Genomic DNA, 23,041 nt, shown 5'->3' on the forward strand with positions numbered 1-23,041 from the left:
CAACACAGCACTAGCCACCGAGTCGCGATAGATAGCCCAGCAGGGTCAACATCTCGGCGTCGTCCAAGGCGCCGAACACCTCACGCTGAACCGCCGCAATCACTCGTTCCAGGTCAGCCAGCGTGCGTTCGCCCAGGGCGGTCAGCGACACCAGCTTTCGTTGCCGGTGTGCTGGATCGGGTGCTCGCTCGACCATCCCTCTCGACTCGAGGTCGCGGACCGTCACCGCGACGTCTCGACGGTCGAGTTCTGCCGCACGGCCGAGTTCCGTCTGACTCACCGGACCGAGGTCGGCGACGACAGCGAGAACGCGAAACTCGTAGCCCGTGACGCCCTCCGTGCGCAGTCGCTCGTGCAGCACCTGATGCGAACGCGCAGCGACGCGCGAGAGCTGCCACGTCGGCAGGTCGGTTAGTCGACGAGACGTCGAAGAATCGCTCACTGTTGGTACCACCAATGGTCTGTTACTGTTGGTCACACCAACGGTACACGCGGGAGGTTCCCATGACACGCTCACTGCCCCAGATCATCGGCTCTACCGAGAGCGCGCTCGGCGCACTCCTCGATCACGAGCTGGCACCATTCCCAGCCCTCGGTCGAGACGAGTGGATCTACCTGAACATGAGCCTCGCCGGTGCACCACTGCCTGCGATCGCGACAACCCTGCAGCAGTCGGTCGAATCCGTAGAGCGCATACGAATCACGCTCCGAGACAACGGAATCCTCGACGCCGCAGGTGCACTCACCAGCGCCGGCAATGACCAACTCACCGCCGCACGCGAATCCGTCGGCGCAGCAACGGCGCAACTGACCGCCGACATCGACGCATCCGACATCGAGACCACCGCGAGGACTCTCGAACTCGTCCAACAGCGGGCTCGCACGCAGACCACGGCCGGTTGACACTGCTTACATTCGCCCCTAACGTCGGATCAACACACCACCGACGGAAGGCCGCACGCGATGGTCACACGGATACTCAACGTCGTCACAAACGTGAGCCACTACGACGATCCGTCGCACGCCACCGGCCTGTGGTTGTCGGAGTTGACCCACGCGTGGGAGATTTTCGACGACGCCGGTTATGAACAGACTCTCGTCAGTCCGGCGGGTGGACACTCCCCGCTCGAGCCGCGGTCGCTGAAGTTTCCGAACTACGACAAGACCGCGAAGGCCTGGCGCGCCGACCCCGACCGCATGGCGCTCCTCGACACCACCGCCGCCCCCGACGACATCGACTCCGCCGACTTCGACGCCATTTTCTTCACCGGCGGCCACGCGGTGATGTACGACTTCCCCGACAGTGTTGGGCTGCAACGCATCACCCGCGAGATCTTCGAGCGAGGCGGAGTGGTCGCATCGGTCTGCCACGGCTACTGCGGACTACTGAACACCACGTTGTCCGACGGCTCACTGCTCGTTGCCGGCCGTGATGTCACCGGATTCGCCTGGCAGGAAGAGGTTCTCGCGCGGGTCAACAAGCTGGTGCCGTACAACGCCGAAGAGGAGATGCGCAGCCGCGGCGCCAATTACCAGAAGGCGAAACTGCCGTTCGTCTCCTACACCGTCGTCGACGGTCGCCTTGTCACCGGCCAGAACCCCGGATCAGCGAAAGAGACTGCGCAGAAGGTGGTTTCGGTCCTCTGAACACGCCACAGCGACCGGGAGTCCTCCAGAGATAACCGATGCGGCCCGTGGGAGCTCGCAGATTCCCCTTCGTCCCAGGCATTTTCGCCAGCGTCCATCGGCGATCGTTCGCAGGTGCGCGTGTGGACGTGATCCGCCCGAATACGTTCCGGGCCGCTCCCGTTTTCAGTCAGTTTCAGAGCTGCCCGGCGGCAAAAGCCCAGGTCGGCTCGCCGGGACCGTTCAGAAATGACTGAAAACGGGAGAGCCGAGACAGCCAACTGACCCCAGACAGTGAAACACCCCCTCATCTGCGTAGATGAGGGGGTGTTTCTGGCGGCGGCGAGATGGGGTGCTGCTCTATCGTCGTCATCGCCTTGACAATCTGGTGGCTAACCAGAGCTTCTGGATAGTCCTTCGGCTTTCAGTCGCTCGCCAACCCTCTGACTGTTGGCGCTGGCTAACGTCGTCGCGTCCACTAGTGAGCTTCCTCGGCGTTGCGGGAGTTGGTCAGCGTGAGGGCGCCGATGCCCGCGATCACGCCGACGACGATCCCCAGCACGACATACGTGATGCTCTCCCCGTGGAAGAACGTGTCGGTGAAGGCGGCAGTCCACTTCCCCTCCGGTAGGTGCGCCGCAACGAGCGTCGCGAGCATCGTGCCGACGATCGCCGTGCCGACGCTGCTACCGACCTCCTGCGCTGTGTCGTTGAGCGCGGTGCCGATCGAGGTCTGATTCTCGGGCATCGCGTCGACGAGTGCGATCGCACAGATCGTCATGACCGTCCGCAGTCCGAAGGTCATTACGACCATGAAGATCGCGATCGCGAGGTACCCGTGCGTGACACCCCAGCCGAGACCCGCGGTGCCCACTGCGAGCGCCATCGCGCCGATGAAGCAGGTCATCCGGTGACCGAAGCGGGTGATCAGCGCCTCCGACAGCGGTGTTGCGAGGAGCATCGTCGCGATCATCGGCAGGTTGGCCAGTCCGGCCTTCATCGGGCTCCAGCCGTAGGCGTACTGGAAATGCAGGATGAGTCCGAACATCACGCTGGCCATCGCGATTGCGCTACCGACCTGGGCGATCGTCGCACCGCGCACGGTGCCGTTGCGGAACAGCGAGAGGTTCAACATCGGTGCGGCACTTCGCCGTTCATGCCAGACGAATGCCGCACCTGCGACCACCGCGCCGATGATCGACGCCAGCGTCATCGCCGACGCCCAGCCGTGGTCGACGCCACTGGTCAGCGACCAGCACGCGAGGCCGATCGTCGCGATGCTCAGCAGCGCTCCCGGGATGTCGAGTTTGTAGTCGGTGAGGTCTTCACGACGATCCGACGCGACGCCGAACCAGATGCCGATGCCTGCGATGAGCGCGATCGGCGCATTGACGACGAGCAGCCATTCCCACCTCACATGAGCAAGCGCGGAGCCACCCAGTATCGGACCGAGCACGAATCCGGCCATGCCGACGACGATCATCACGGTCATCGCGCGCATGCGCAGCTTCTGGTCGTCGAAGAGACGGAAGACCAGCGAGTTGGTGATCGGGGCCATCATCGCGGCGGCGACGCCGAGAGCGGCTCGCAACGCGATCAGTTCGGTCGTCGAGTTCACGAGCACGACCAGCAAGCTGAGCAGCCCGAACGCGGCCAGACCGATCATCAGGACGCGTCGTCGACCGAATCTGTCCGCGATCGAGCCCGCGGTGAGCAGCAGCCCGCCGAAGGTGAGCGAGTACGCACCGGTGATCCACTGCAGCGCAGTGGTGCTGCTGCCGAGGTCGCGACCGATAGTCGGCAGCGCGATCGAGAGCAGTGTGTTGTCGACCATCTCGACGAAGAAGGCCAGACAGAGCGCAGCAAGCGGTATGGCTGCTGCGGCGAGAGACGTGTAGGTGCGCGACGAACTCTGCGTCGCGGCATCAGTGGTGGTTGCCATGACAGCACCTCCTATCAGTAGTCAGGATTTGTTGACACTGACGTTAGGGAGCTGCGCTTACGCGGCCCTGCCGTCGCCTGTCGTCGGCCTGACAGTCGATAACTCGATGGTTGCGGCGACACAAACTGTTCGATAGTTTCGTAATTACGTACTTACGAACTTGAGGAGTTCCGATGCGCCCCGCTTCCTACCTCGCATTCGTGCTGGCCGTAGCCGTGGGTCTCTTCACCCCCGCGTACGCCCCCGCCGCACCCCCTTCCGCAGCCTCGATGTGTGCTCCACCCGCACAGCCGAACGTCACCACCGTGCCCGGCTGGATCGGGTACCTCGCCGCCCATCGCAGCAACTACGCACTGAGTGTGCGACCACTCGACGGCGACCCGATCACGCACAACGCCGACGTGCAGTTCCCCGCGGCGTCGTCGATCAAACTCATCCATCTCGCGGCGTATTCGCGGGCGGTTGCCGACGGCCGGCTCGACCCGGAAGCGCGTGTCCCCGTCACGGATTGGCAGCGCTGGTACATCCCGCTCGACGGCGGAGCGCACGTTCGAGCGCTCGAGTACCTCCGGATTCCCGCACGCGAGGGCATCCCGCTCGACCTCTCGGCCACGGTGACCTACCGCGAACTCGCCGACGTGATGATCCGCTTCTCCGACTCCGCAGCTCCCGACCTGCTTCGTAACACGCTGGGCGACAACGCGTTACGTGACGTCATGGTGCGCTATGGATTCACCGGACCGGTACCGAGCCTCTTCGACACCTACCTCGCTATCGCCAATCCTCTTCGACCACAGACTGATTCGCATCTCGAGGCGACGTCTAACGCGCTCAACGCACTGATGACGAGCTTTGCCGACAGCTCGTTCGGGCCCGGTGCAGAGCTTGCGCGCCGCCATCTCGAATACCAGGGACCGATGCCCGACGGCTCGGTGCTCGGATTCAAGGGCGGCAGCCTCCCCGGAGTGATCACCGAGGTCTTCGAATACCGCACGCCCGACGGCAGGATCGGGACCGGCACGCTGATGGTCCGCGGAGTCTCCCAGCGCGACGCCGAGGCCGACAAGTTCACCCACCAGAAACTGCTCCTCGCAGCCATCACCGATCGCGACGTCGGACACGCGCTACGGTGCTTGGGGTGAGCAGTGATCCGTCCGACGACCTCGCAGCCCGAGTCGCGCGCCTCGAAGCGGCGGTCTTCGCCGCGGGCGACCGCACGGACAGCGAACCGGACTCGGCCGCTGAGGGCCTGTCGGGCATGCTCGAATACTCCGGCAGCGTCGATTTCACCGGACCTGTCACCTGGAATATCGCCTATTCGGCCGACGCGACGCTCGATCTCGCGCCGGAGACGACCGCGAACGTGTTTGCCGCGCTCGGCCATCCCGCACGCGTCGAGATCGTGCGCATCCTGGCACGCGGCAACGCCTCGGTCGCACATCTGCAGGAGTCAGGCGACTTCGGAACATCGGGTCAGCTTTACCACCACCTGAAGATCCTGACCGCGGCGTCGATCGTCACCAAAGTCGGTCGCAACGACTACGGAATCGCCCCGACGCACCTGGTCCCGGTGCTGATCTGTCTGCTCGCCGCAGGCGACATCGGAGGATTGCTCTGACCTACGCTGGATTTCGACGACCCATGACGATCCGAGGAGCACAATGACGCGCACCCTGCCCGATCAGTTCACCGTCCTGATGGCCCGCGAGTCCGACGGCGAAATCACCTTGGCAAGCGAGCAACTCGACGCCACCCAACTGCCCGACGGCGAGGTGACGATCGCGGTCGACTACTCCGGCGTCAATTACAAGGACGCACTCGCTGTCACACCGCGCGGCGGCGTGGTGCGCGACTACCCCATCGTGCCGGGCATCGACCTCGCCGGCGAGGTGATCGCATCGTCGACACTCGACTTCGCCCCCGGCGATCGCGTTGTGGCACATGGCGGTCCGATCGGAACCGCGCAACACGGCGGTTATGCCGCCTACGCACGGGTCCCCGCCGCGCAGGTCGTACGACTCGACACCCTCTCGACGCGCGAAGCCGCCGCCATCGGCACTGCGGGCTTCACCGCGGCACTCAGCGTTGTCGCACTTCTCGACCGCGGGCTCACCCCGGACGACGGCCCCGTGGTGGTGACCGGAGCCAGTGGCGGAGTCGGCTCGGTGAGTGTCGATCTCCTCAGCGCACTCGGGTTCTCGGTCACGGCATCGAGTGGAAAGTCCGACGCCGCAGCGCTATTGACCGAGCTCGGCGCGACGTCGGTTGTCGGCCGACTCGTCGACGACGACACCAAAATTCGTCCGCTCGGGAAATCGCAGTGGGCGGGCGCCGTCGATTGTGTCGGCGGCAAGACACTCGCCTACGTGTTGTCGACGATGAATCACAGCGGGTCGGTCGCTGCGAGCGGTCTCACCGGTGGCGCCGACCTCCCGACAACAGTCATGCCCTTCATCCTGCGCGGCGTGGCACTCCTCGGAATCGACTCGGTGTCCATCGGACCCGAGCTTCGCCGGTCGGTCTGGGCACGCCTCGAAACCGACTTGCGCCCAGCCCATCTCGATCGACTCATCACCGAGATCGGGGTCGACGACCTCGACGGCTCGCTCGCCGAGATACGGGCAGGCCGAACGACGGGACGAACCGTAGTGCCTATCAGCGCTCAGAGCTGAGCTGCAGCGGCGGCGGCCGTCGAAGAGCACGCCACCTGCCATTCACCTTTCGGTGAGAATCTCGACCATGCTCAGACCACGATCGACCGATGACTGACCCGTCGCTGCACCGCAGGCTCGGCATGTCCGACGCCGTCATCATCGGCCTCGGCTCGATGCTCGGCGCCGGGATCTTCGTTGCGCTGACGCCCGCGGCCGCCGCAGCCGGATCGGCGCTGCTGATCGGGCTGGTCATCGCCGCTGTTGTGGCCTACTGCAATGCGATGTCGTCGGCGCGACTTGCGGCCATCTACCCGGTCTCCGGTGGGACGTACGTCTACGGCCGCGAGCGGCTCGGTGACTTCTGGGGCTATCTCGCCGGGTGGGCGTTCGTTGTCGGCAAGACAGCGTCGTGCGCCGCAATGGCGCTGACCGTCGGACTGTATGCCTGGCCCGCGCACGCACACGTGGTGGCAGTCGCCGCTGTTGTCGCGCTCACCGCGGTGAACTACGTCGGAGTGCAGAAGTCGGCGTGGCTGACACGCGCGATCGTCGCCGTGGTGCTGATGGTGCTCACCGTGGTCGTCGTGACGACGCTCGCGTCCGACGTGGGCAGCGTCGACTCACTCGAGGTCGGCTCGGATGCACGAGTCACCGGAATACTGCAGTCCGCGGGCATCCTGTTCTTCGCCTTCGCCGGCTACGCGCGCATCGCGACCCTCGGCGAGGAGGTGAGGGAGCCGACACGCATCATTCCTCGCGCGATCCTCGTCGCGTTGGGGATCGCACTGGTCGTCTACGCGACCGTCGCGGCAACCGCTCTCTGGGCACTCGGCGCATCCGGACTTGCCACTGCGACAGCGCCACTGGCTGCGATGACGCAGGCCGCAGGCGCGGGCTGGCTGACTCCTGTCGTTCGGATCGGCGCAGCTGTCGCAGCGCTCGGTTCACTGCTCGCGCTGATCCTCGGCGTCTCCAGGACGACGTTGGCCATGTCGCGCGACGGACACCTGCCACGAACGTTGGCGGCGATTCACCCCCGCTTCGGCGTGCCGCATCACGCCGAACTCGCCGTCGGTGCGGTTGTCGCTGTCGTCGCCGCGACCGCAGATGTCCGTGGCGCCATCGGATTCTCGTCGTTCGGAGTCCTGCTGTACTACGCGATCGCGAACGCGTCGGCCATGACACTTTCTCGCGTGGAGCGACGCCCACCTCTCATCGTCTGCGCCGTCGGACTCGTCGGCTGCGTAGTCCTCGCATGCACACTCCCCCGCGCCTCGGTGATCTCGGGCGTCGTGGTCATCGTCATCGGTATCGCTATCTACGCGTGTCGCATCGCTCTCGCGCGTCGGTGACCGCGGCACTGAAACCCACATTGGCTGTCAGTGCGACGTCGCGACGCTCGTAGTCGTCGGAGCCGACCGTCCAGTCGAGCCGTCGAATCATATGGTGAATCATCGTCGCCGCCTCCAGGTACGAGAAGTTCATGCCGATGCACTGGTGCGCACCACCGCCGAACGGCGCCCATGCCAACCGATGCCGACGCTCAACGTTCTCCGGCATGAACCGCTCGGGATCGAAATCATCTGGGCGCGGCCATATTTCGGGTATCCGGTGGTTGCTCGCGCTGACCGCTATGACAAAGGCGCCCTTCGGGATGAAGTGTCCGCCGATCGAAGTGTCCGCAATCGCCGCACGGGGGATCACCGGCACCGGCGGGCGCAACCGCAGCGACTCCTTGAACACCGCCTGATAGACGTCGGACTCCTTCAACTCCGCTGCTGACGGCGCTTCCCCCAGACGCTGCGCCTCGTCGACGACGCGCGCACGCCACCGCGCGTCACGTCCCAACCGATAGGCCATCGATGTCATCGCTATGGTGGCGGTGTCGTGAGCGGCGAACAGCATGAATCGCATGTGGTCGACGACCTGCTGGTCGGAGAGCTGCGAGCCGTCGTCGCCGCGTGCATGGCACAGCGCCGACATCAGGTCCGGGCCGTCGGCGCCGCGCCGCGCAGGCAGAAGATCGCTGAAGAACTCGTCGACGACGCCGCGCGCCCGATGTCCACGCGCCCACATGGTGCCCGGGATTCGAAACCGAACCAGCGCACTGCCCGCCTCGATGAGATCGACGAACGCCGCGTTCATCCGATCGGCGTCGTCGCGCGAAAGCTTCTCTCCGACAAACAGTTCCAACGCGACGTCGAGTGCCATCGCTTTGAGTTCGGTACGCATGTCGACGTCTGGTCCGCGAGTGAATCGCGTCGCGGCCTCAGCGGCAAGGGAATTGAGCTGATCCTGGTAGCCGGCCAGGCGGTCGGCGGTGAAGGCCGCCTGCATTATTCGACGATGCTTGCGATGTTCGTCGGTGTCCATCAGCAGGATTCCGCGTTCGAAGAGGGTGCCGAGGGCAAATCCGTATACCGGCTCGTTGCGAAACGCGCGGTCGGCGTCGCGAACCAACTCGCCGAGTGCCTCGGGGCCCTGCACGATCACGATGTTGCGTCCGAGCACCGTGATGAAGGCGATGTCGCCGTAGTCGGCGCGAAGATTCTCTGCGAACTGTGCCGGGTCGGCCCGCAACCGCAGCGCGGACTGCAGCGGAAGGGTTCGTGGTCCACGCACCGGGAGTAGGGTCGAATTGTTACGTGGTCGGGTCAGTGTGCGGTGACGCATCGGGGTCCTTTCTGATGGCGACGCCGGGAGCCGCGGTGCCTGAGCATCGGGGAGAAGGGCGATGTCCGACGTGCGTGTGTTGGTGGTGGACGACGACGTGCGGGCGGCCGAAACCATTCGTCGAGTGTTGGTGAGCGACGGGTGGAACGTGTCAGTCCTGCACAACGGCGCGCAGGCGCTACAGCGTGCCGTTGACGAGGAATTCGACGCAGTGGTGCTCGACATCATGCTGCCCGGTCTCAACGGCTATGAGGTCGTGCGTGAGTTGCGCAGACGATCGCAGTGGGTGCCGATCGTGATGCTGTCCGCGAAGGACGGCGAGTACGACCAGGCCGAAGCACTCGACTTCGGCGCTGACGACTACCTCGTCAAGCCGTTCTCCGTGGTCGTGCTGAAGGCTCATCTACGGGCGGTCGCCCGGCGCGGTCAGCGCGAGCGACCCGCGATACTCTCGGCGGGATCGCTGTGTCTCGATCCCGCCCAACACGTCGTCACGCGTCACGGGGCGCCCATTGCCCTGACTCCCCGCGAGTACGCGGTACTCGAACTGCTGTTGCGCAACCAGGGGCAGGTGATGTCGAAACATGCCATTCTCCAATCGGTGTGGGACGAGAACTACGACGGCGACCCGAACATCGTCGAGGTTTACATCGCCTATCTACGTAAGCGCATCGACGCCCCATTCGGGATCGCCTCCATCCAGACGATCCGGGGCGCCGGGTACCGTTTGATCGCGCTGTGAACGGCTCCTGGCTTCTTCGGAACCATCGGACGAGTTTCCTAGTGGCAGAACCAGTTCGAACGTAGCGCCGCCGTGACTGCCGTCGACAACTGAGACCGAGCCACCGTGCGCCTGTGCGATCTCGTAAGCGATCGCCAGGCCGAGACCGGCTCCCGACGAGTCACGCTGACGATCGACGTCGAGTCGCGAGAATCTGTCGAATATCACCGACCGCCTGTCGTCGGGAATGCCGGGCCCGTCATCGCTCACCGCGATGACGGCGTTCGATCGATCAGCGCGCAGCGAGACCCAGACCGCCGAGTCACAGTGTCTGCTGGCGTTGTCGACGAGGTTGCGCACCGCGCGTCGAATCATCTCGCGGTCACCGGAAACCCGAACGGGCACAACGTGTGCGGTCACCTTGGCCGCGTCCATCGCGCGTAACCGTGCGACCTCCTCGACGACGACGTCGTCGAGGTCCACATCGCCCGCCACGACGGTCAACCCCTGTTCATCGGCGCGTGCCAGCAAGAGCAGATCTTCTGCCATGGCCTGCATTCGACGCGCCTCGGGCAGGAGGATGGTGCGGACGGTCTCCACATCGATCGGCGTCGATGTGTCGTCGGCAAGGTCGAGCAACCCGACAAGGGTGGTGAGCGGGCTTCGTAACTCGTGCGACGCGTCGCCGATGAAACGGAGTTGCGACTCCCGCCCACGTTGGAGTCGCCCGAGCATGCTGTTGACGGTGACGGCGAGTGTGCGGATCTCGTCGTCTGCGGTCGGCACGGGAACGCGCTGCTCGAGCTCGGTGGAGGTGATCTCATTGGCCTGCTTGGTGATACGCGAGACGGGCCGAAGCGACCGACCGACGAGCAGGTAGACCGCGCCTGCCCCGAGTGCCACGATGATCGGCAGTTCGATCGCCATGAGCGTCGCGGTGGTCCATTCACTGCTCCTTATGCCCGTCGCCTTGTCGAGCGCGAGGATCGTGTACTCACGGTCGGCGTGGTACGCGGTGTTCACCGATGCGCAGAACTCGTCTCCATACCCGGGGACGTTCACGTGGTCGGCGTAGCGCACCTTCGATTCATCAGTATTCGAGTCATCCGCGACCCGGATCGCCGTACGTGGTGCGCCAGGCGACGCGGCCACCACAACTCCCCGATCGTCGACGACCTGCGTGATGTCGATGCCCGCTCCGGGAGTCAGGTCGTCGGGATCGACCGCCGACACGCCACCACGGTTGACCGCGGTAGCGATCTGATACGCCTGACGCCCCGTCGCTCGATACATCTGCGCTGTGTTCTCGCGATGCAGCATGAGGAGCATCACCGCGCCACTGATGGCCAATGCGACGACAAGTACAAAAGCCGACACGATCGTGAGTTGCTTTCGCACGCCGTAGCCGCCTACTCGTCTACGAATACGGGTGCGTACGTTCACGAGCTCATCCAATGGCCAAAGCTGTATCGATACCACGGTCGCCCACCGGAAAGTGACCAATGAGCTGTGGTCGTCGAGTGTATGCCGTTCGCGGCGGGAGCAACAGGTACCCGGTTTCAGCCAACCTTCAGGTGTCTGCGGGCACTCTTGCGACATGTCCAACCGACGGAGCGTCGCTCTGCATCTCCTCGAAAGTGCGCGTCGACGTGGTATCTCCCACGCGTTCGGCGTACACGGGGCCAACATCGAAGACATCTACGACGCCGCATCCCGGCTCGGAATGCCTGCTGTGGTGGCCAAACACGAATTCGCAGCTGGCGCAATGGCAGACGGTCTTGCTCGGATGACGAACGGGCCGGCATTGGTACTCACAACCTCTGGCGGCGGAGCGATGAATGTCGTTCCTGCGCTTGCCGAATCGTACGACAGCAGGGTTCCGGTGCTCGCCGTCGTCGGCGCTGCACCTACCTCGCTGACCACTCGGGGCGCATTCCAAGACATGCTCGACCCGCCTGACACGATCGACGTCGTCGGACTTCTCAAGTCGGTGACCGGCCACGTCGAGTTGGTCGCAGACGCGAGCGAGCTAGAACCCGCGTTGAAGTCTGTGTTCGCCACTCTTGATCGCGGACTGCCTGCTGCACTTGTGATCCCCAAAGACGTTCAATCACAGACGATCTGGGACACAGGAGTAGATGAGAACCACGTACCGGCAACACACTCGACGGCCCAGAGTCCCACCGCGATCACGGAGACTGCCGGCCGACTCGCCGACGCCGTCGGGCGTGGCGAGCGGATCTGCCTCTGGCTCGGAGACGAGGCCTCCCGAACCCGCGCCGGAACGGCGTTACGCCGCATCGCTTCTCGCCTTGGTGCGAGTGTCGTGGCCGCACCGGGAGGTGCCGACGCACTCGAGGACATCGACGGCCATGCCGGCATCACCGGAGTCATGGGGCACCCGTCGGCACACGCCGAACTGGTGGCCGCGTCGATCTGCGTCAGCATCGGATGCCGGATGACAGCGACCGATCGGGGCGGATTCGACGCAGATCTTGCGGACACCGAGATCATTCACATCGGCATCAACGACGCCAGACCGCAACGCGGATCGTCGATCCTTGTCGACTCGCTGCCCAGTGCGCTCCGACTTCTCGATGAGTCACTCGCCGCACTTGGACTGACACAGGGCGCGGTGCCGACCGTCGACATCGATTACCTCGACACACCGGCGCTGCCGCACTCTGAGTTTCCGAGCCTACGCCAGATCATGAACACCGTCTCATCACACCTTCGCAGTGGCACAAGAGTTTTCGCCGACGCAGGCAACGTCGGCGCCGCAGCGATCCACTATCTCACTCCGATCAGTGACGGGAGATTCACCGTGGCCCTCGGTATGGGTGGCATGGGATATGCGATCGCGGCAGGAATCGGAGCAGCGATCGGCTCCGCCGATCAAGGGAGGGTGGTGATCGTCGCGGGAGATGGAGCATTCTTCATGCACGGCATGGAATTTCACACCGCCCTGGAATACGACGCTCCTGTCACCCTCGTCATCCTCAACAACGACGCACACGGCATGTGCGTCACCCGAGAACACCTCTTCTTCCCGGAGGCCGCCAGCGTCAATCGCTTCCGGCCGACGGACATCGCGGGCGGCTTGGCCGCCATGTTCGGCACTCGCACCGAGGTGCGTCATCCTGCTTCTCTCAGCGATCTCGACTCCGCGTGTGCCGACTTGTTCGCGGATACCGGACCGAACGTCATCGTCGTCGACTGCGATCCGGACGAAGTGCCACCATTCCAACCGTTTCTGCCGAAGGGACCATAGTCATGACCATCGAGACCACACCGCTGGCCGACCTGGGCCGGCAAGCCGACGAGCTCGACGGGTTGACCCGCATCGAGACCCACCCGCGACAGACCGCCACGCCGATCATTCTCGACATGCTGCGATCGGTCTATCCGCACGACCAGATCTTCGGCGACTTCTGTCCGGTACAGGGTTACGTCAACGCGCCGGCCCGCGAACTGTACGAATGGCTCTCCGACACAAGGTCTCTCGAAGAGTGGACCTACAGCCTCCGCGGATTCACGCCGACCGACGAGCCGGGATTGTGGTTGGCGTCGGACAGACTGGGCGACGCCACCGACATCTACACGCGTACGGTCGCCAATCCCGACGCGATGACCGTCGACTATCACTGCGCGTGGGATCAGGGCAAACACCTGTGGATGATCTATCTGATGCGCGTCGTCGACGCCCAGATCGTGCTCGATAAGCCGGGGTCGGTGGTGTTGTGGACCAATTGCCGACATCCCTTCTATGAGCGAAATCCGTACCCAGAAACGGCACCCGCCGACCGTCCGGTCTGGGTCGGCGACTTCTGGGACATGTTCGCAGCAGGACACCAGCTCGAACTGAACAACCTCACCGCGATCGCCGAGTATCGCCACGCCAACAATTTGCCCCTTACGCCCGATTGGATGCGCTCATGAACAACCCGACTGCGCCCGCCGTCGTCCTCGCGGACGTTGCGGGGTATCTGCCCGAGAATCGCGTTCCCGCATCCTATTTCAGCCAGTTCGCGGAGAACGACGACCTCGCCGACAACATCATGTTCTCGGCGCCGGCATTCCGGCACCACGCAGCAGAAAACGAGACGTCGGCCGACATGATGGTCTCTGCCGCAAGAACTCTCACCGAAAGACATGGGGACGACTACCTCGACGACGTCACCGTCGTCCTGACGCACAGCCAACTTCCCGAGGTACCGGTTCGTGGATGTGGCGGCGAGCTCGCCGATCGTCTCGGTCTGCGACCCACCACGGTTCTCGACGTCCACAACGGCGGCTGCGCCGCGTTCATCCACATGCTCGATCTCGCGGCTGCGCTGCTCGCAGCGGCAGGCGGCGGCAAGGCGCTATTGGGATTGGCACAGAACAGCGCATCCCAGATCTTCACCCAGGAGCAGGTTCGCGGCAAGGCACAGGCCGCGATCCCCGGCGACGGCGCGGCAGCGGCGGTGGTGAGCCTCGACGGTCCGGCGGGTTCCCCGGTCCTCGGACTGGTCACCCACTCGTACGGCGAGTACTCGGCCGACATGACATCGGTGGCAGAACCCGACCGTCGCTACTGGGAAGCGGGCACCGGAGAAATTCACATCGGCTTCACCGAAGCGAAGATCACCAAGGTTCTCGCGCGCGGCAATCGCATGGTTCCCGCTGCTGCCATCGAGGTGGCCGACTCCATCGACATCCGCCCGTCCGAGCTCGACTGGTTCATCACCAACCAGCCGAACCGCATCTTTCTACGCAACTGGCGCGACGCGCTCGAGTTGCCCGAGCAACGACACCCGGACACCTTCGACGAGTGCGGAAACCTGTTCGGCGTCGGGCTTCCGATCACTCTGGACACGGCGGTGTCCGACGGGCGCATCCAGCCCGGTGACGTTGTCATGATGTCGGCGTTCGCCCACGCCGGAGACTTCGCGGGAGCGGCGGCGATTCGTTGGTCGGATCGTCACTAGTGTTCGCCGACAACATGATTAGACTCAACCTGAACGAGTCAGCCTATCCGCCACTGCCCGCGGTCGCCGAAGTTCTCCATCAACAGGTGCTGTCGGCACACCGCTACCCGGAGTTCACTCCGCACGGTTCCCGTCGCGTCATCGCACACCATCTGGGAGTGTCCGACGACATGGTCACCGTCGGCGCTGGAGCAACCGGGGTCATCCTCCAGGCCCTGCAGGCAGCTCTCGACCAATACCACGGCGTCGCGCCCGAACTGGTGACCGCGACCCCGACCTTCGACGGGTTCCCGATCCTCGCACAGTTGCTGCGCATGGACTTTCGCGGTGTGCCGCTTGATCGCGGCGGAGGGGTCGACCTCGACGCGCTGCGCACCTCCGTCACCGCGTCGACCGTCGCCGTGATCGTCTGCTCCCCACACAACCCGACGGGTACGGTCGTCGACGAACGCGAACTACATGCGTTCCTGACCTCACTACCCGACCACGTGACGGTCATTCTCGATCAGGCCTACATCGAGTTCAGTACTGCCGCACCAGATCTGCACCGGCTGATCGCACGGCATCCCCGATTGGTGGTCGTCCGAACCTTCAGCAAGGCACACGGTCTCGCGGCTCTGCGGGTCGGATACGGCGTCGGTGACGAGCGGCTGATGTCTGAGATCCGTCGATTCGAGATTCCGTTTGCGGTGAGCGCGCCGGCCCAAGCCGCGGTGCCGGTGGCATTGGCCGCGACGACGGCGCTCGCGCACCGGGTCGAGGCCATGCGCGGCGCGCGTGATCGGCTGTCCGCGCAACTGCACGCGATAGGCGCGTCGACCATCGCGGGTGAGGGCAACTTCGTCTATCTGCCCGGCGCGGACGGAGTGGCGCTCGGCTCGCTGCTCGGGACATGCGGCGTTGCGGTGAAGACAGTTCCCGGTCACGGCGTCCGGATCACCGTCGGCGACACCTTCAGCAACGCGCGTGTACTCGCCGCGTTGCGCGCGACGGCAGCAACTGCCTGAGCGAGCAACTGCCTGAGCGGTGTCAGCGTCCCGACGCGAAGATCTGCTCGAGCACCTCGGGGAGTTCGGTGAAGGGTCCCGGAAAGAACTGCTCGTTGATGAAGAAGGCGGGCGTGCCGTTGACGCCGCTGCGGAGCCCACTGTTGATCTGACCCTGGATGCGATCACCGAACTGCTGCGCACTCACTGCGGCCTCCGCTGCGGCAGGGTCCAGTCCGAGACTCGTCGCCAACTCGCGATAGAAGCTCTCGCCGAGCTGATCCTGATTCTCATACAGCGCGTCGTGCGCCTCCCAGAACTTGCCCTGGTCGCCCGCGTATTCGGCGAACTCCGCCGCTGCGAGTGCCTGCGGGTGGATCTCGGGGATCGGGAAGTTGCGAAAGACAAACCGCAGCGAGTCGGGATAGCTGCGCTGGAGTTGCTTCACGATCGGATAGGCCTGCCCGCAATAGGAACACTGATAGTCGCCGTACTCGACGAGTGTGAGAGCGGCGTCGGACGGTCCCTGAATGTAGTCGTCGGATCCCACGGGTTGGGTCAGTGGCATGGTCGGCTCCTCACGCGTTCTTGTTCTTGAGGGCTTCGAGGGCGTCGAGCACCCCGTTCACACCCGGGTTGATGGCCATCGGCGACAGGTAGCTCCACGAGATGACGCCGTCTGCGTCGACGACGAACAGAGCGCGCTTGGAGCAGCCGGCCTGTTCGTCGTACGCGCCGTACTCCTTGGAGACCGCGCCCTTGGGGTTGTAGTCAGCAAGGAGGTCGTAGCCGAGCTTGCGCGACTCCTTGAACGCCTGGTGACTCCACGCGCTGTCGACCGAGATGCCGAGGAGAACCGCGCTGTAATCCTGTAGCAGCGGTAGCGACTGGTTAAAGACGGCGAGTTCGTCGCCGCATACCTGACTCCAGTCGGCGGGATAGAACACGAGGACAACGGGATTGCCCTTGAGTTCAGAGAGGCTCAGCGATTGATCGGGCGTCGCCTTGAGGGTGAAATCGGGCGCGGTGGTACCGGCCTCAAGGATGCTGTCTGGTGCGGTGCTTGTGTCGGCCATACTCCGATCGTTGCACGCAAAAGGGGGTCACCGCACTGAAAGCCCGGCGACTTCTGCGTACTGACGTCTGCCAGTGGAGATGCGACGCAAACCGCTGTCGCACCTATACGTAACAGTGACTTTCGAGGCGTAGTGCCTGTCGGGAAGTCCTGAATGACTCCCCGACCGCACTCAGTTCCGACCGCACTCAGCTCGACCCCACTCAGCTCGTCCGGATGAGTTCACGCTCAGCTGTCGCCGGCGGCGCAATTGTCGGCGGAGTGGTGTGCCCGGCTCGCAGGAAGCTACCCGTGCGCACCGTCCCCACGGACTGCGCGAACTCACCGTCGGCGAACACGATCTGTCCGCTCACCATGACGGCTCTGATTGCGGCGTCGTTTCGGTTCACCATGCGCGACATCTGGCCGAACTGTTCGATCGGCGCCTCGCCGTACGCTTCGAGTTGCTCGTCGAGGTGTTCGGGATCGATCACGACGAGGTCGGCTCGGTCGCCGACGCGCAGGTCTCCCGCGTCGATGTCGTAGAAGTCGGCGACCTCACCGGTGAGGCGATGGACCGCGTATTCGGTACTCATGAAAGGCTTTCCGGCCTGCTCGGCGTCACGGACATGGCGCAGCAACCGCAGCCCGCTGTTGTAGAAGGCCATGTTGCGCAGGTGCGCTCCGGCGTCGGAGAAGCCCATCTGGACTGTTGGCCAGGTGGCGATCTTCTTGAGCATTTCCGGACGATGATTCGAGATGGTTGTGCGCCAACGGATCTCACGGCCGTGTTCGACGACGAGGTCGAGGAAGGCGTCCACCGGGTGGAGTCCGCCACGATCGAGTCCGACCTGACCGAACGACTTTCCGATCACCGACTCGTCGGGACACGCGACGATGTCGGCGTCGAAGAAGTCGCGGTGCCACACCCTGATGCCGAACTTCTGCTCGTAGTCCTTGCGGAACCTGCGCCGGTACTCCTCATCTTGGATGAGCGCATCTCGTTCGATGTCGTCACGCAGGTGCAATGCCGCTGCGCCGGAACCGAATTCCTCGAAGATCACCAGATCGATACCGTCCGCGTACACCTCGAACGGCACCGGCAGGTGCTGCCAGCGGAAGTCGCCGCCCAAGCGATTGATGAGCGCGGTGGGCCGGTCCATCAGGATCAGCGCTTTCTCGTTCGACTTCACGTCGGCCGCAGACAGCAGCGATGTCTTCAGCACAGGGCGCCCGAAGCCGATCGACTGCACCATCTGCGACAGCAGATTGAGCGGGTTCTGAATGTCGGGTCCCGACTGCAGCACCCGGCCGCTGTGTCGCAGCATGCTCTTGAGTCGACGCAGCTCTTTGGGTTTGGCGTATGTCGACGGCAGGGTGCGCGACTGACATGTCACGCCGTCGAGCTTGTCGAACTTGAGCTGCTGCGACGAGAGTCCGACGAATCCCTCGACGAGCGCGTCGCCGAGCATCTCTTCCATCCGTGCCTGCTCAGCGCGTGTGGGTCGAACATCCGAGCGTGTCGCACGATCGAGACCCATCACAGACGTACGCATGTCCGAATGTCCGATGAATGCAGCGAGATTCGCCCCGAGCGGCAGACCTTCCAATCGCTCGACGTACTCCCTCGGCGACGACCAGTCCTTGTGTTCGTCCACCGCGGAGATGACGTGGTCGCGCGGGATCGCTTCGACGCGCCCGAAGAGGTCGCCCGCCTCCTCCCCGTTGACGTAGATCGTCGACAGCGAGCACGACCCGATGAACACTGTGGTCACGCCGTGGCGAAGCGACTCGGTCAGCTCCGGGGTGTCGAGAACCTCGACGTCGTAATGGGTGTGGATATCGATCAGACCCGGCGTCACCCACGCCCCCTCGGCGTCGATGACCTGCGCGCCGTCGGTGTCGAGCGGCTCGGTACTAATCGCGGCCACACGACCGTCGCGAATACCGATGTCACGGATCGCCGACGGCGCCCCCGTGCCGTCGAACCACCGGCCACCTCGAACGACTGTGTCAAATGTGGACATGGCCACTCCCTTCGCCGGGCTCATCGTGGCACAGATCACACTCGATGTAGACACTTTCTTGGAAATGTATAGTCCAGTTGGTGACGACCGCCGACATCGCTCCCGACCTTCGACGCACCGCACGCTGGATTCCTCGCGGAATCGGACTGCGGCACATGCCGCGAGGCGTCCTACGACTCGGCGGTATGCCCCTGGCCCGCGTGCGCGGCGTCCCGACGGTCGCGATCGCGCCAGGGGTATCGATTCGCCTCCACCGGCCAACCGGAGCACAGAACACCGGCACCGCGATGCTGTGGATCCACGGCGGCGGGTACGTGCTCGGTTCTGCCGGACAAGATGACATCTACTGCCGCGACCTCGCCGACGCCACCGGCATCACGGTGGCTGCCGTCAACTACAGACTCGCGCCGCAATACCCGTATCCGACACCGCTCGAGGACTGCTATACCGCGCTCGCATGGCTGGCCGAGCAACCGTGGGTCGACCGCGATCGCATCGCAATCGCCGGCGCCAGCGCGGGCGGCGGCCTGACCGCGGCGCTCGCACTACTGACACGCGATCGTGGCGACATCCCGCTTGCCGCACAGGCTCTCGTGTATCCGATGCTCGACGACCGGACCGCGGCGACACCAACGGGACGTCGATACGTGCTCTGGTCTGAGCGTGACAATCAGCGGGGGTGGGATCTCTACCTCGGCGCTGCGGACAGGCAGCGGGCCGTACCCGCACGCCGCGCAGATCTCGGCGGCTTACCGCCTACCTGGCTCGGCGTCGGAACCTGCGACCTGTTCCACGACGAGACACTCGACTACGCACGACGACTTCGTGAGGCGGGGGTCGACTGCGATGTCGAGATCGCCGACGGCGCCTTCCACGCGTTCGATCAGATTGCGCCGAAAGCACCTACCACGCAACGTTTCAACGAGTCACTGCGCTCGTTCCTGCGTAGAGAGCTCTCCGCCGTGTGAGGTCAGCCGTCAACCTCCGACGCGTCGACGACTCCGAAGTCCTTGTGCGCCAATCCCGCAACCACACCACCGTCGACGACGAACTCCGCCCCCGTTGAGTAGCTCGACTCGTCGGAAGCCAGGTAGACAACGAGTTTCGACACCTCGGACGGCTCCGCAGCCCTACCGAGTGCGGTCTGGAAGATGTCGTCGGGCACCCATTCCGTCATCGGCGTCTTGATCAGGCCGGGGTGCACCGAGTTGACCCGAATGCCGCTCGGCCCCAACTCCAGCGCAGCCGACTTGGTGAGTCCACGCACACCGAACTTCGACGCTGTGTAGCCGTGGGTGGCAATCGTCCCCGCCAACCCCTCGATCGACGAGATGTTGATGATCGAGCCGTGGCCGGCCTGCTTCATCTGCGGCACAACAGATTTGATGCCGAGGAACACTCCGGTCAGGTTCACATCGAGGATCGTGCGCCAGTCGTCGAGTGAATAGTCCTCGAACAGACCGAAGTTCACGATTCCCGCGTTGTTCACCAAGACGTCCAGCCACCCGAAGGTGTCGACCGTGGACGCGACAGCGGCCTGCCAGTCGTCGGGTTCGGTGACGTCGAGATGGACGTAGCGCACCGATTCACCCAGTTCGTCGGCCAGCGCCTTGCCCTCGTCGTCGAGGATGTCACCGGCGACCACGCGCGCGCCCTCCGCGATCATCTCGCGCACGTGCGCTGCACCCATGCCCCGCGCACCGCCGCTCACCAGCGCAACCTTGCCTGCCATCCGCTCGGTCATCGTCTCCCCTTCCAGGCTCCGTCTCGGGCGACCATACGCTTGCCTTGTCGCTGTATGGCGTGAATTTCATAGACTGGTGCGCGGACCAACTAACGACTGCGCAGACCAACTAGAGACAAGGAGACGACGATCATGTCTCTGAACGCACACCAACGCCGCGTCACGAGCGCGGAGCTGCGCGCGAATCTCGACCTCGCCGGTCTCGATACCGCAACTCTCGCAGCACAACTCGGTTTGTCGACGGCCGAAGTGGAGGATGCACTCGACATCGGACCCGCGACCGATCCGGCACTGGTGTGGCGCCTGCGCGATCACCTCGAATCCGCGGCCCGCGCGGCGGGCGCCCAGCCACACGCGTACACGTACCTTCCCGAGCGGATGCGATCGGCCGCGCAGGCCTGGTTCGGCGTCGGCGATCATCGCTTCTCGGACTGAGTCGCTCCACGCGATGGGCTTGCCGACGCATTCTCAGCGGTCCTTCAGCGACTGACCGTCACACTCGTGCGATGGACACGATTGCCGGACTGCCCGCGCACCCCCTGTTTGTTCACCTTGCGGTGGTGGCGATTCCCCTCACGGCCGTCCTGGCGATCCTCGCGAGCATATGGCCGGCAGCACGCCGACGGCTCGGCTGGTTCACACCGGCGGTCGCGGTTGTCGCGATGGCCATCACACCGCTCACCACTTCCGCGGGTGAGGCATTGGAGAAGCAGCTACCGCGATCAGAAGCACTCCACCGCCATACCGAACTCGGCGGCCAGATGCTCTATTGGGTCGCAGCGCTTTTCGTACTGGTCGTACTCTCCTGGGCGATGTACGACGACACCATCGCGCGCCGGATACCTGCTGCGGCTTCGGTACGCGCGCACGGTTGGCTGCGGGTCGCGCTCGCGGTTGCGACCATCGTTGTGGCGCTTGGCGCCGTGGTGATGGTCGTCCGCGTCGGCGATTCCGGCGCGCGATCTGTGTGGCTGGGCTGACGACGGTCACACGGCACACAAACGGCCACAAAGCGCACACCCGTTCTCAGATCACCTTGTCGATGTCTCCGGTCAGCTTCTCGGGCTTCACCGTCGGCGCGAAGCGGTCGACGACCTGACCGTCGCGGTTCACGAGGAACTTGGTGAAGTTCCACTTGATGCGATTGCCGAGCACGCCCGACTTCTGCTCGCGTAGCCACGCGAAAAGCGGATGCGCGTCGGACCCGTTGACGTCGACCTTCGCGAACATCGGGAAGCTGACGTCGTAGGTGAGCGAGCAGAAGTTCTTGATCTCCGCCTCGTCGCCCGGTTCCTGATGAGCGAACTGATCACAGGGGAACCCGAGTACGACGAGTCCGCTCTCGGCGTAGGTCTTGCTGAGCTCTTCGAGTCCCTTGTACTGCGGGGTGAAACCGCACTTCGACGCGGTGTTGACGATCAGCAACGGTTGCCCCCGGTAGTCGTCGAGGTCGACGGTGTTGCCGTCGATGTCCGTCGCCGTGAAGTCGTAGGCACTGGTCATGGACTTACCTCCGGGTCGTTCCGATCAGCTTCTCCGCAGCCTATCCGACGAACGAATAGCCTCGAGGCGTGCGCACCACAGATGACTTCCGCAGGGCATGGCACGCCATCCGCACCTCTCGGTTCGCGCCCGCGCTGGTGATCGTGGTGATCCTCGGCATCGCGGCGGCGTTGTTCGTCGGCTCCTACACGTACTCGACGGCCAACCCGAAACCCGAACGCGTGCCGATCGCCGTCGTCGGTGACCTGCCACCGCCACAGTCAGCCGATGTCGAGGCACGGCTCGCGCGCGAACTCGGCAGTTCGGTCGATGTGCGTCATCTACCAACCCATGCCGAAGCCGTCGAACAGTTGCAGAACCAACAGGTCTTCGCGGTTGTCGACATCGACACCACGGCGCGCACCATCGATGTCGAACTGTCGAGCGCGTCCGGTGCGACGGTCGCCCAACTCCTCGAGCAGAGCATGCCGCGTGCAGCCGCCGGGACCGGCTACCGCGTGAGCATCCGCGACGTCAATCCACTACAACCCCGAGATCCGCACGGGCTCACCATCTTCTACATGATGCTTGCCGCGGTCATCATCGGATTCGTCGGCGCGATCCAGCTCGGCGTGCATGCCAACAAGTTGCGGCCCTGGGAGAGAATCGGATTCACCGCGTTGTACTCGCTACTGGGCGGCTTCACCATCTGCGCCATGATCGACTGGATCATCGGTGCACTGACGCTGCCGGTGTTCGAGGTGTGGCTCATTCTTGCCCTGACGATGTTCACCTGCGGCATGATCTTCACGATGTTCAGCGCGATGTTCGGCCGCTGGGCAATCCTGCCGACGTGGGCGGTCATGGTGCTGCTGGGTAATCCATCGTCGGGCGGCTCCGTCGCGTGGCCGCTGCTACCCCGGGTGATCGCAACCATCGGCGGCTGGCTACCACCCGGCGCGTCGGTCAACGCGCTGCACACCGCAGTGTATTTCCGCGGGCATCAACATGTCTGGCCGTTCCTGGTGCTCACCACGTGGTCCGCGGTGAGTGTCGCCGTCTACCTGTTCGAGCGGCGCGTTCGGGGCCACAAGACCCCGAACGCACCCACCTCCGACATCGGCGCCGCCTGAGATCGCAGAAACAGGCAAGGCGACAGAGC

At 64.4% G+C, this 23,041-nt stretch carries 24 protein-coding genes; 15 read left to right on the plus strand and 9 right to left on the minus strand.

What is annotated here, in order from left to right; all coding sequences use genetic code 11:
* Nucleotides 1–10: 10 nt before the first annotated feature.
* On the minus strand, nt 11–442 hold the full coding sequence (locus A5785_RS08785) for a MarR family winged helix-turn-helix transcriptional regulator (protein ID WP_064865906.1): 432 nt from the start codon (nt 440–442) through the stop codon (nt 11–13).
* Nucleotides 443–504: 62 nt separating this feature from the next.
* Between A5785_RS08785 and A5785_RS08790 the strand changes: the two genes are divergently transcribed.
* Nucleotides 505–903, plus strand: a complete 399-nt coding sequence (locus A5785_RS08790) for a hypothetical protein (protein ID WP_064865908.1) — start codon at nt 505–507, stop codon at nt 901–903.
* A 60-nt stretch (nt 904–963) separates the two neighbouring features.
* Nucleotides 964–1,647 carry a type 1 glutamine amidotransferase domain-containing protein gene (locus A5785_RS08795; RefSeq protein WP_064865910.1) on the plus strand — a complete coding sequence of 228 codons (684 nt, stop codon included), beginning with the start codon at nt 964–966 and terminating at the stop codon, nt 1,645–1,647.
* A 457-nt stretch (nt 1,648–2,104) separates the two neighbouring features.
* Here A5785_RS08795 and A5785_RS08800 read toward each other — a convergent pair whose 3' ends face one another.
* Nucleotides 2,105–3,568: an MFS transporter gene (locus A5785_RS08800; protein ID WP_064865912.1), complete on the minus strand. Its 1,464-nt coding sequence runs from the start codon at nt 3,566–3,568 to the stop codon at nt 2,105–2,107.
* 173 nt (nt 3,569–3,741) lie between these two features.
* Here A5785_RS08800 and A5785_RS08805 point away from each other — a divergent pair, with 173 nt between their 5' ends.
* From A5785_RS08805 to A5785_RS08820, 4 genes are all read left to right on the plus strand, one after another.
* On the plus strand, nt 3,742–4,710 hold the full coding sequence (locus A5785_RS08805; RefSeq protein ID WP_064865914.1) for a serine hydrolase: 969 nt from the start codon (nt 3,742–3,744) through the stop codon (nt 4,708–4,710).
* Nucleotides 4,707–5,186 (plus strand): ArsR/SmtB family transcription factor, encoded by a 480-nt coding sequence (locus A5785_RS08810; protein ID WP_064865916.1) that lies wholly within the window; start codon nt 4,707–4,709, stop codon nt 5,184–5,186. Before A5785_RS08805 ends, A5785_RS08810 begins: the two co-directional genes overlap by 4 nt.
* A 43-nt stretch (nt 5,187–5,229) precedes the next feature.
* Nucleotides 5,230–6,240 (plus strand): acrylyl-CoA reductase family protein, encoded by a 1,011-nt coding sequence (locus A5785_RS08815; RefSeq protein ID WP_064865918.1) that lies wholly within the window; start codon nt 5,230–5,232, stop codon nt 6,238–6,240.
* A gap of 89 nt (nt 6,241–6,329) precedes the next feature.
* Nucleotides 6,330–7,574, plus strand: a complete 1,245-nt coding sequence (locus tag A5785_RS08820; protein ID WP_064865920.1) for an APC family permease — start codon at nt 6,330–6,332, stop codon at nt 7,572–7,574.
* Here A5785_RS08820 and A5785_RS08825 read toward each other — a convergent pair.
* Complete coding sequence (locus A5785_RS08825) at nt 7,537–8,844, minus strand: cytochrome P450 (RefSeq protein ID WP_231894202.1); 1,308 nt, start codon at nt 8,842–8,844, stop codon at nt 7,537–7,539. The genes A5785_RS08820 and A5785_RS08825 overlap by 38 nt on opposite strands.
* Nucleotides 8,845–8,956: 112 nt before the next feature.
* Here A5785_RS08825 and A5785_RS08830 point away from each other — a divergent pair, with 112 nt between their 5' ends.
* Complete coding sequence (locus tag A5785_RS08830) at nt 8,957–9,637, plus strand: response regulator transcription factor (protein WP_049700032.1); 681 nt, start codon at nt 8,957–8,959, stop codon at nt 9,635–9,637.
* Here A5785_RS08830 and A5785_RS08835 read toward each other — a convergent pair.
* Nucleotides 9,554–11,059 (minus strand): sensor histidine kinase, encoded by a 1,506-nt coding sequence (locus A5785_RS08835; protein WP_064865924.1) that lies wholly within the window; start codon nt 11,057–11,059, stop codon nt 9,554–9,556. The two genes, A5785_RS08830 and A5785_RS08835, sit on opposite strands and share 84 nt — an antisense overlap.
* 154 nt (nt 11,060–11,213) lie before the next feature.
* On the opposite strand from A5785_RS08835, the gene A5785_RS08840 reads away from it, so the two are divergent.
* The 4 genes from A5785_RS08840 to A5785_RS08855 are packed head-to-tail and all read left to right on the plus strand — an operon-like array spanning nt 11,214 to nt 15,593.
* Complete coding sequence (locus tag A5785_RS08840) at nt 11,214–12,887, plus strand: thiamine pyrophosphate-binding protein (protein WP_064865926.1); 1,674 nt, start codon at nt 11,214–11,216, stop codon at nt 12,885–12,887.
* 2 nt (nt 12,888–12,889) lie between these two features.
* Nucleotides 12,890–13,555 carry a hypothetical protein gene (locus A5785_RS08845; RefSeq protein ID WP_064865928.1) on the plus strand — a complete coding sequence of 222 codons (666 nt, stop codon included), beginning with the start codon at nt 12,890–12,892 and terminating at the stop codon, nt 13,553–13,555.
* Nucleotides 13,552–14,586 (plus strand): 3-oxoacyl-ACP synthase III family protein, encoded by a 1,035-nt coding sequence (locus A5785_RS08850; RefSeq protein WP_064865930.1) that lies wholly within the window; start codon nt 13,552–13,554, stop codon nt 14,584–14,586. Before A5785_RS08845 ends, A5785_RS08850 begins: the two co-directional genes overlap by 4 nt.
* A 14-nt stretch (nt 14,587–14,600) precedes the next feature.
* Nucleotides 14,601–15,593 carry a pyridoxal phosphate-dependent aminotransferase gene (locus A5785_RS08855; protein ID WP_064866187.1) on the plus strand — a complete coding sequence of 331 codons (993 nt, stop codon included), beginning with the start codon at nt 14,601–14,603 and terminating at the stop codon, nt 15,591–15,593.
* A gap of 22 nt (nt 15,594–15,615) precedes the next feature.
* Here the strand turns inward: A5785_RS08855 and A5785_RS08860 are convergent, their stop codons facing one another.
* The 3 genes from A5785_RS08860 to A5785_RS08870 all read right to left on the minus strand — a co-directional run bounded on the left by A5785_RS08860 (nt 15,616) and on the right by A5785_RS08870 (nt 18,653).
* Nucleotides 15,616–16,140 (minus strand): DsbA family protein, encoded by a 525-nt coding sequence (locus tag A5785_RS08860; RefSeq protein WP_064865932.1) that lies wholly within the window; start codon nt 16,138–16,140, stop codon nt 15,616–15,618.
* Between the two features lie 10 nt (nt 16,141–16,150).
* Nucleotides 16,151–16,648, minus strand: coding sequence for a redoxin domain-containing protein (locus A5785_RS08865; RefSeq protein ID WP_064865934.1), 498 nt, complete (start codon nt 16,646–16,648; stop codon nt 16,151–16,153).
* A 202-nt stretch (nt 16,649–16,850) separates the two neighbouring features.
* Nucleotides 16,851–18,653, minus strand: coding sequence for an N-acyl-D-amino-acid deacylase family protein (locus tag A5785_RS08870; protein ID WP_064866189.1), 1,803 nt, complete (start codon nt 18,651–18,653; stop codon nt 16,851–16,853).
* A gap of 80 nt (nt 18,654–18,733) precedes the next feature.
* Between A5785_RS08870 and A5785_RS08875 the strand changes: the two genes are divergently transcribed.
* Complete coding sequence (locus tag A5785_RS08875) at nt 18,734–19,621, plus strand: alpha/beta hydrolase (RefSeq protein WP_064865936.1); 888 nt, start codon at nt 18,734–18,736, stop codon at nt 19,619–19,621.
* 2 nt (nt 19,622–19,623) lie between these two features.
* On the opposite strand, the gene A5785_RS08880 is transcribed toward A5785_RS08875, so the two are convergent.
* On the minus strand, nt 19,624–20,397 hold the full coding sequence (locus A5785_RS08880; protein ID WP_064865938.1) for a glucose 1-dehydrogenase: 774 nt from the start codon (nt 20,395–20,397) through the stop codon (nt 19,624–19,626).
* Nucleotides 20,398–20,529: 132 nt separating this feature from the next.
* On the opposite strand from A5785_RS08880, the gene A5785_RS08885 reads away from it, so the two are divergent.
* Both A5785_RS08885 and A5785_RS08890 read left to right on the plus strand, forming a co-directional pair.
* Complete coding sequence (locus A5785_RS08885) at nt 20,530–20,832, plus strand: DUF2316 family protein (RefSeq protein WP_064865940.1); 303 nt, start codon at nt 20,530–20,532, stop codon at nt 20,830–20,832.
* Nucleotides 20,833–20,903: 71 nt separating this feature from the next.
* Nucleotides 20,904–21,377 carry a DUF2231 domain-containing protein gene (locus tag A5785_RS08890; RefSeq protein ID WP_064865942.1) on the plus strand — a complete coding sequence of 158 codons (474 nt, stop codon included), beginning with the start codon at nt 20,904–20,906 and terminating at the stop codon, nt 21,375–21,377.
* A 46-nt stretch (nt 21,378–21,423) separates the two neighbouring features.
* On the opposite strand, the gene A5785_RS08895 is transcribed toward A5785_RS08890, so the two are convergent.
* On the minus strand, nt 21,424–21,900 hold the full coding sequence (locus tag A5785_RS08895; RefSeq protein ID WP_064865944.1) for a glutathione peroxidase: 477 nt from the start codon (nt 21,898–21,900) through the stop codon (nt 21,424–21,426).
* A 68-nt stretch (nt 21,901–21,968) separates the two neighbouring features.
* Here A5785_RS08895 and A5785_RS08900 point away from each other — a divergent pair, with 68 nt between their 5' ends.
* Nucleotides 21,969–23,012 (plus strand): DUF3533 domain-containing protein, encoded by a 1,044-nt coding sequence (locus A5785_RS08900; protein ID WP_064865946.1) that lies wholly within the window; start codon nt 21,969–21,971, stop codon nt 23,010–23,012.
* Nucleotides 23,013–23,041: the final 29 nt, after the last annotated feature.

It is taken from the genome of Gordonia sp. 852002-50395_SCH5434458, assembly GCF_001665905.1.
Lineage (GTDB): Bacteria > Actinomycetota > Actinomycetes > Mycobacteriales > Mycobacteriaceae > Gordonia > Gordonia jacobaea.

Excerpts from the sequence above, each read along its gene's own strand:
- A5785_RS08880 (WP_064865938.1), bottom strand. The coding sequence starts at position 20,397 with ATGACCGAGCGGATGGCAGGCAAGGTTGCGCTGGTGAGCGGCGGTGCG.
- A5785_RS08830 (WP_049700032.1), top strand. The coding sequence starts at position 8,957 with ATGTCCGACGTGCGTGTGTTGGTGGTGGACGACGACGTGCGGGCGGCC.
- A5785_RS08850 (WP_064865930.1), top strand. The coding sequence starts at position 13,552 with ATGAACAACCCGACTGCGCCCGCCGTCGTCCTCGCGGACGTTGCGGGG.
- A5785_RS08890 (WP_064865942.1), top strand. The coding sequence starts at position 20,904 with ATGGACACGATTGCCGGACTGCCCGCGCACCCCCTGTTTGTTCACCTT.
- A5785_RS08885 (WP_064865940.1), top strand. The coding sequence starts at position 20,530 with ATGTCTCTGAACGCACACCAACGCCGCGTCACGAGCGCGGAGCTGCGC.
- A5785_RS08815 (WP_064865918.1), top strand. The coding sequence starts at position 5,230 with ATGACGCGCACCCTGCCCGATCAGTTCACCGTCCTGATGGCCCGCGAG.
- A5785_RS08865 (WP_064865934.1), bottom strand. The coding sequence starts at position 16,648 with ATGGCCGACACAAGCACCGCACCAGACAGCATCCTTGAGGCCGGTACC.
- A5785_RS08845 (WP_064865928.1), top strand. The coding sequence starts at position 12,890 with ATGACCATCGAGACCACACCGCTGGCCGACCTGGGCCGGCAAGCCGAC.
- A5785_RS08870 (WP_064866189.1), bottom strand. The coding sequence starts at position 18,653 with ATGTCCACATTTGACACAGTCGTTCGAGGTGGCCGGTGGTTCGACGGC.
- A5785_RS08895 (WP_064865944.1), bottom strand. The coding sequence starts at position 21,900 with ATGACCAGTGCCTACGACTTCACGGCGACGGACATCGACGGCAACACC.
- A5785_RS08795 (WP_064865910.1), top strand. The coding sequence starts at position 964 with ATGGTCACACGGATACTCAACGTCGTCACAAACGTGAGCCACTACGAC.
- A5785_RS08800 (WP_064865912.1), bottom strand. The coding sequence starts at position 3,568 with ATGGCAACCACCACTGATGCCGCGACGCAGAGTTCGTCGCGCACCTAC.
- A5785_RS08805 (WP_064865914.1), top strand. The coding sequence starts at position 3,742 with ATGCGCCCCGCTTCCTACCTCGCATTCGTGCTGGCCGTAGCCGTGGGT.
- A5785_RS08860 (WP_064865932.1), bottom strand. The coding sequence starts at position 16,140 with ATGCCACTGACCCAACCCGTGGGATCCGACGACTACATTCAGGGACCG.
- A5785_RS08820 (WP_064865920.1), top strand. The coding sequence starts at position 6,330 with ATGACTGACCCGTCGCTGCACCGCAGGCTCGGCATGTCCGACGCCGTC.
- A5785_RS08840 (WP_064865926.1), top strand. The coding sequence starts at position 11,214 with ATGTCCAACCGACGGAGCGTCGCTCTGCATCTCCTCGAAAGTGCGCGT.
- A5785_RS08855 (WP_064866187.1), top strand. The coding sequence starts at position 14,601 with ATGATTAGACTCAACCTGAACGAGTCAGCCTATCCGCCACTGCCCGCG.
- A5785_RS08790 (WP_064865908.1), top strand. The coding sequence starts at position 505 with ATGACACGCTCACTGCCCCAGATCATCGGCTCTACCGAGAGCGCGCTC.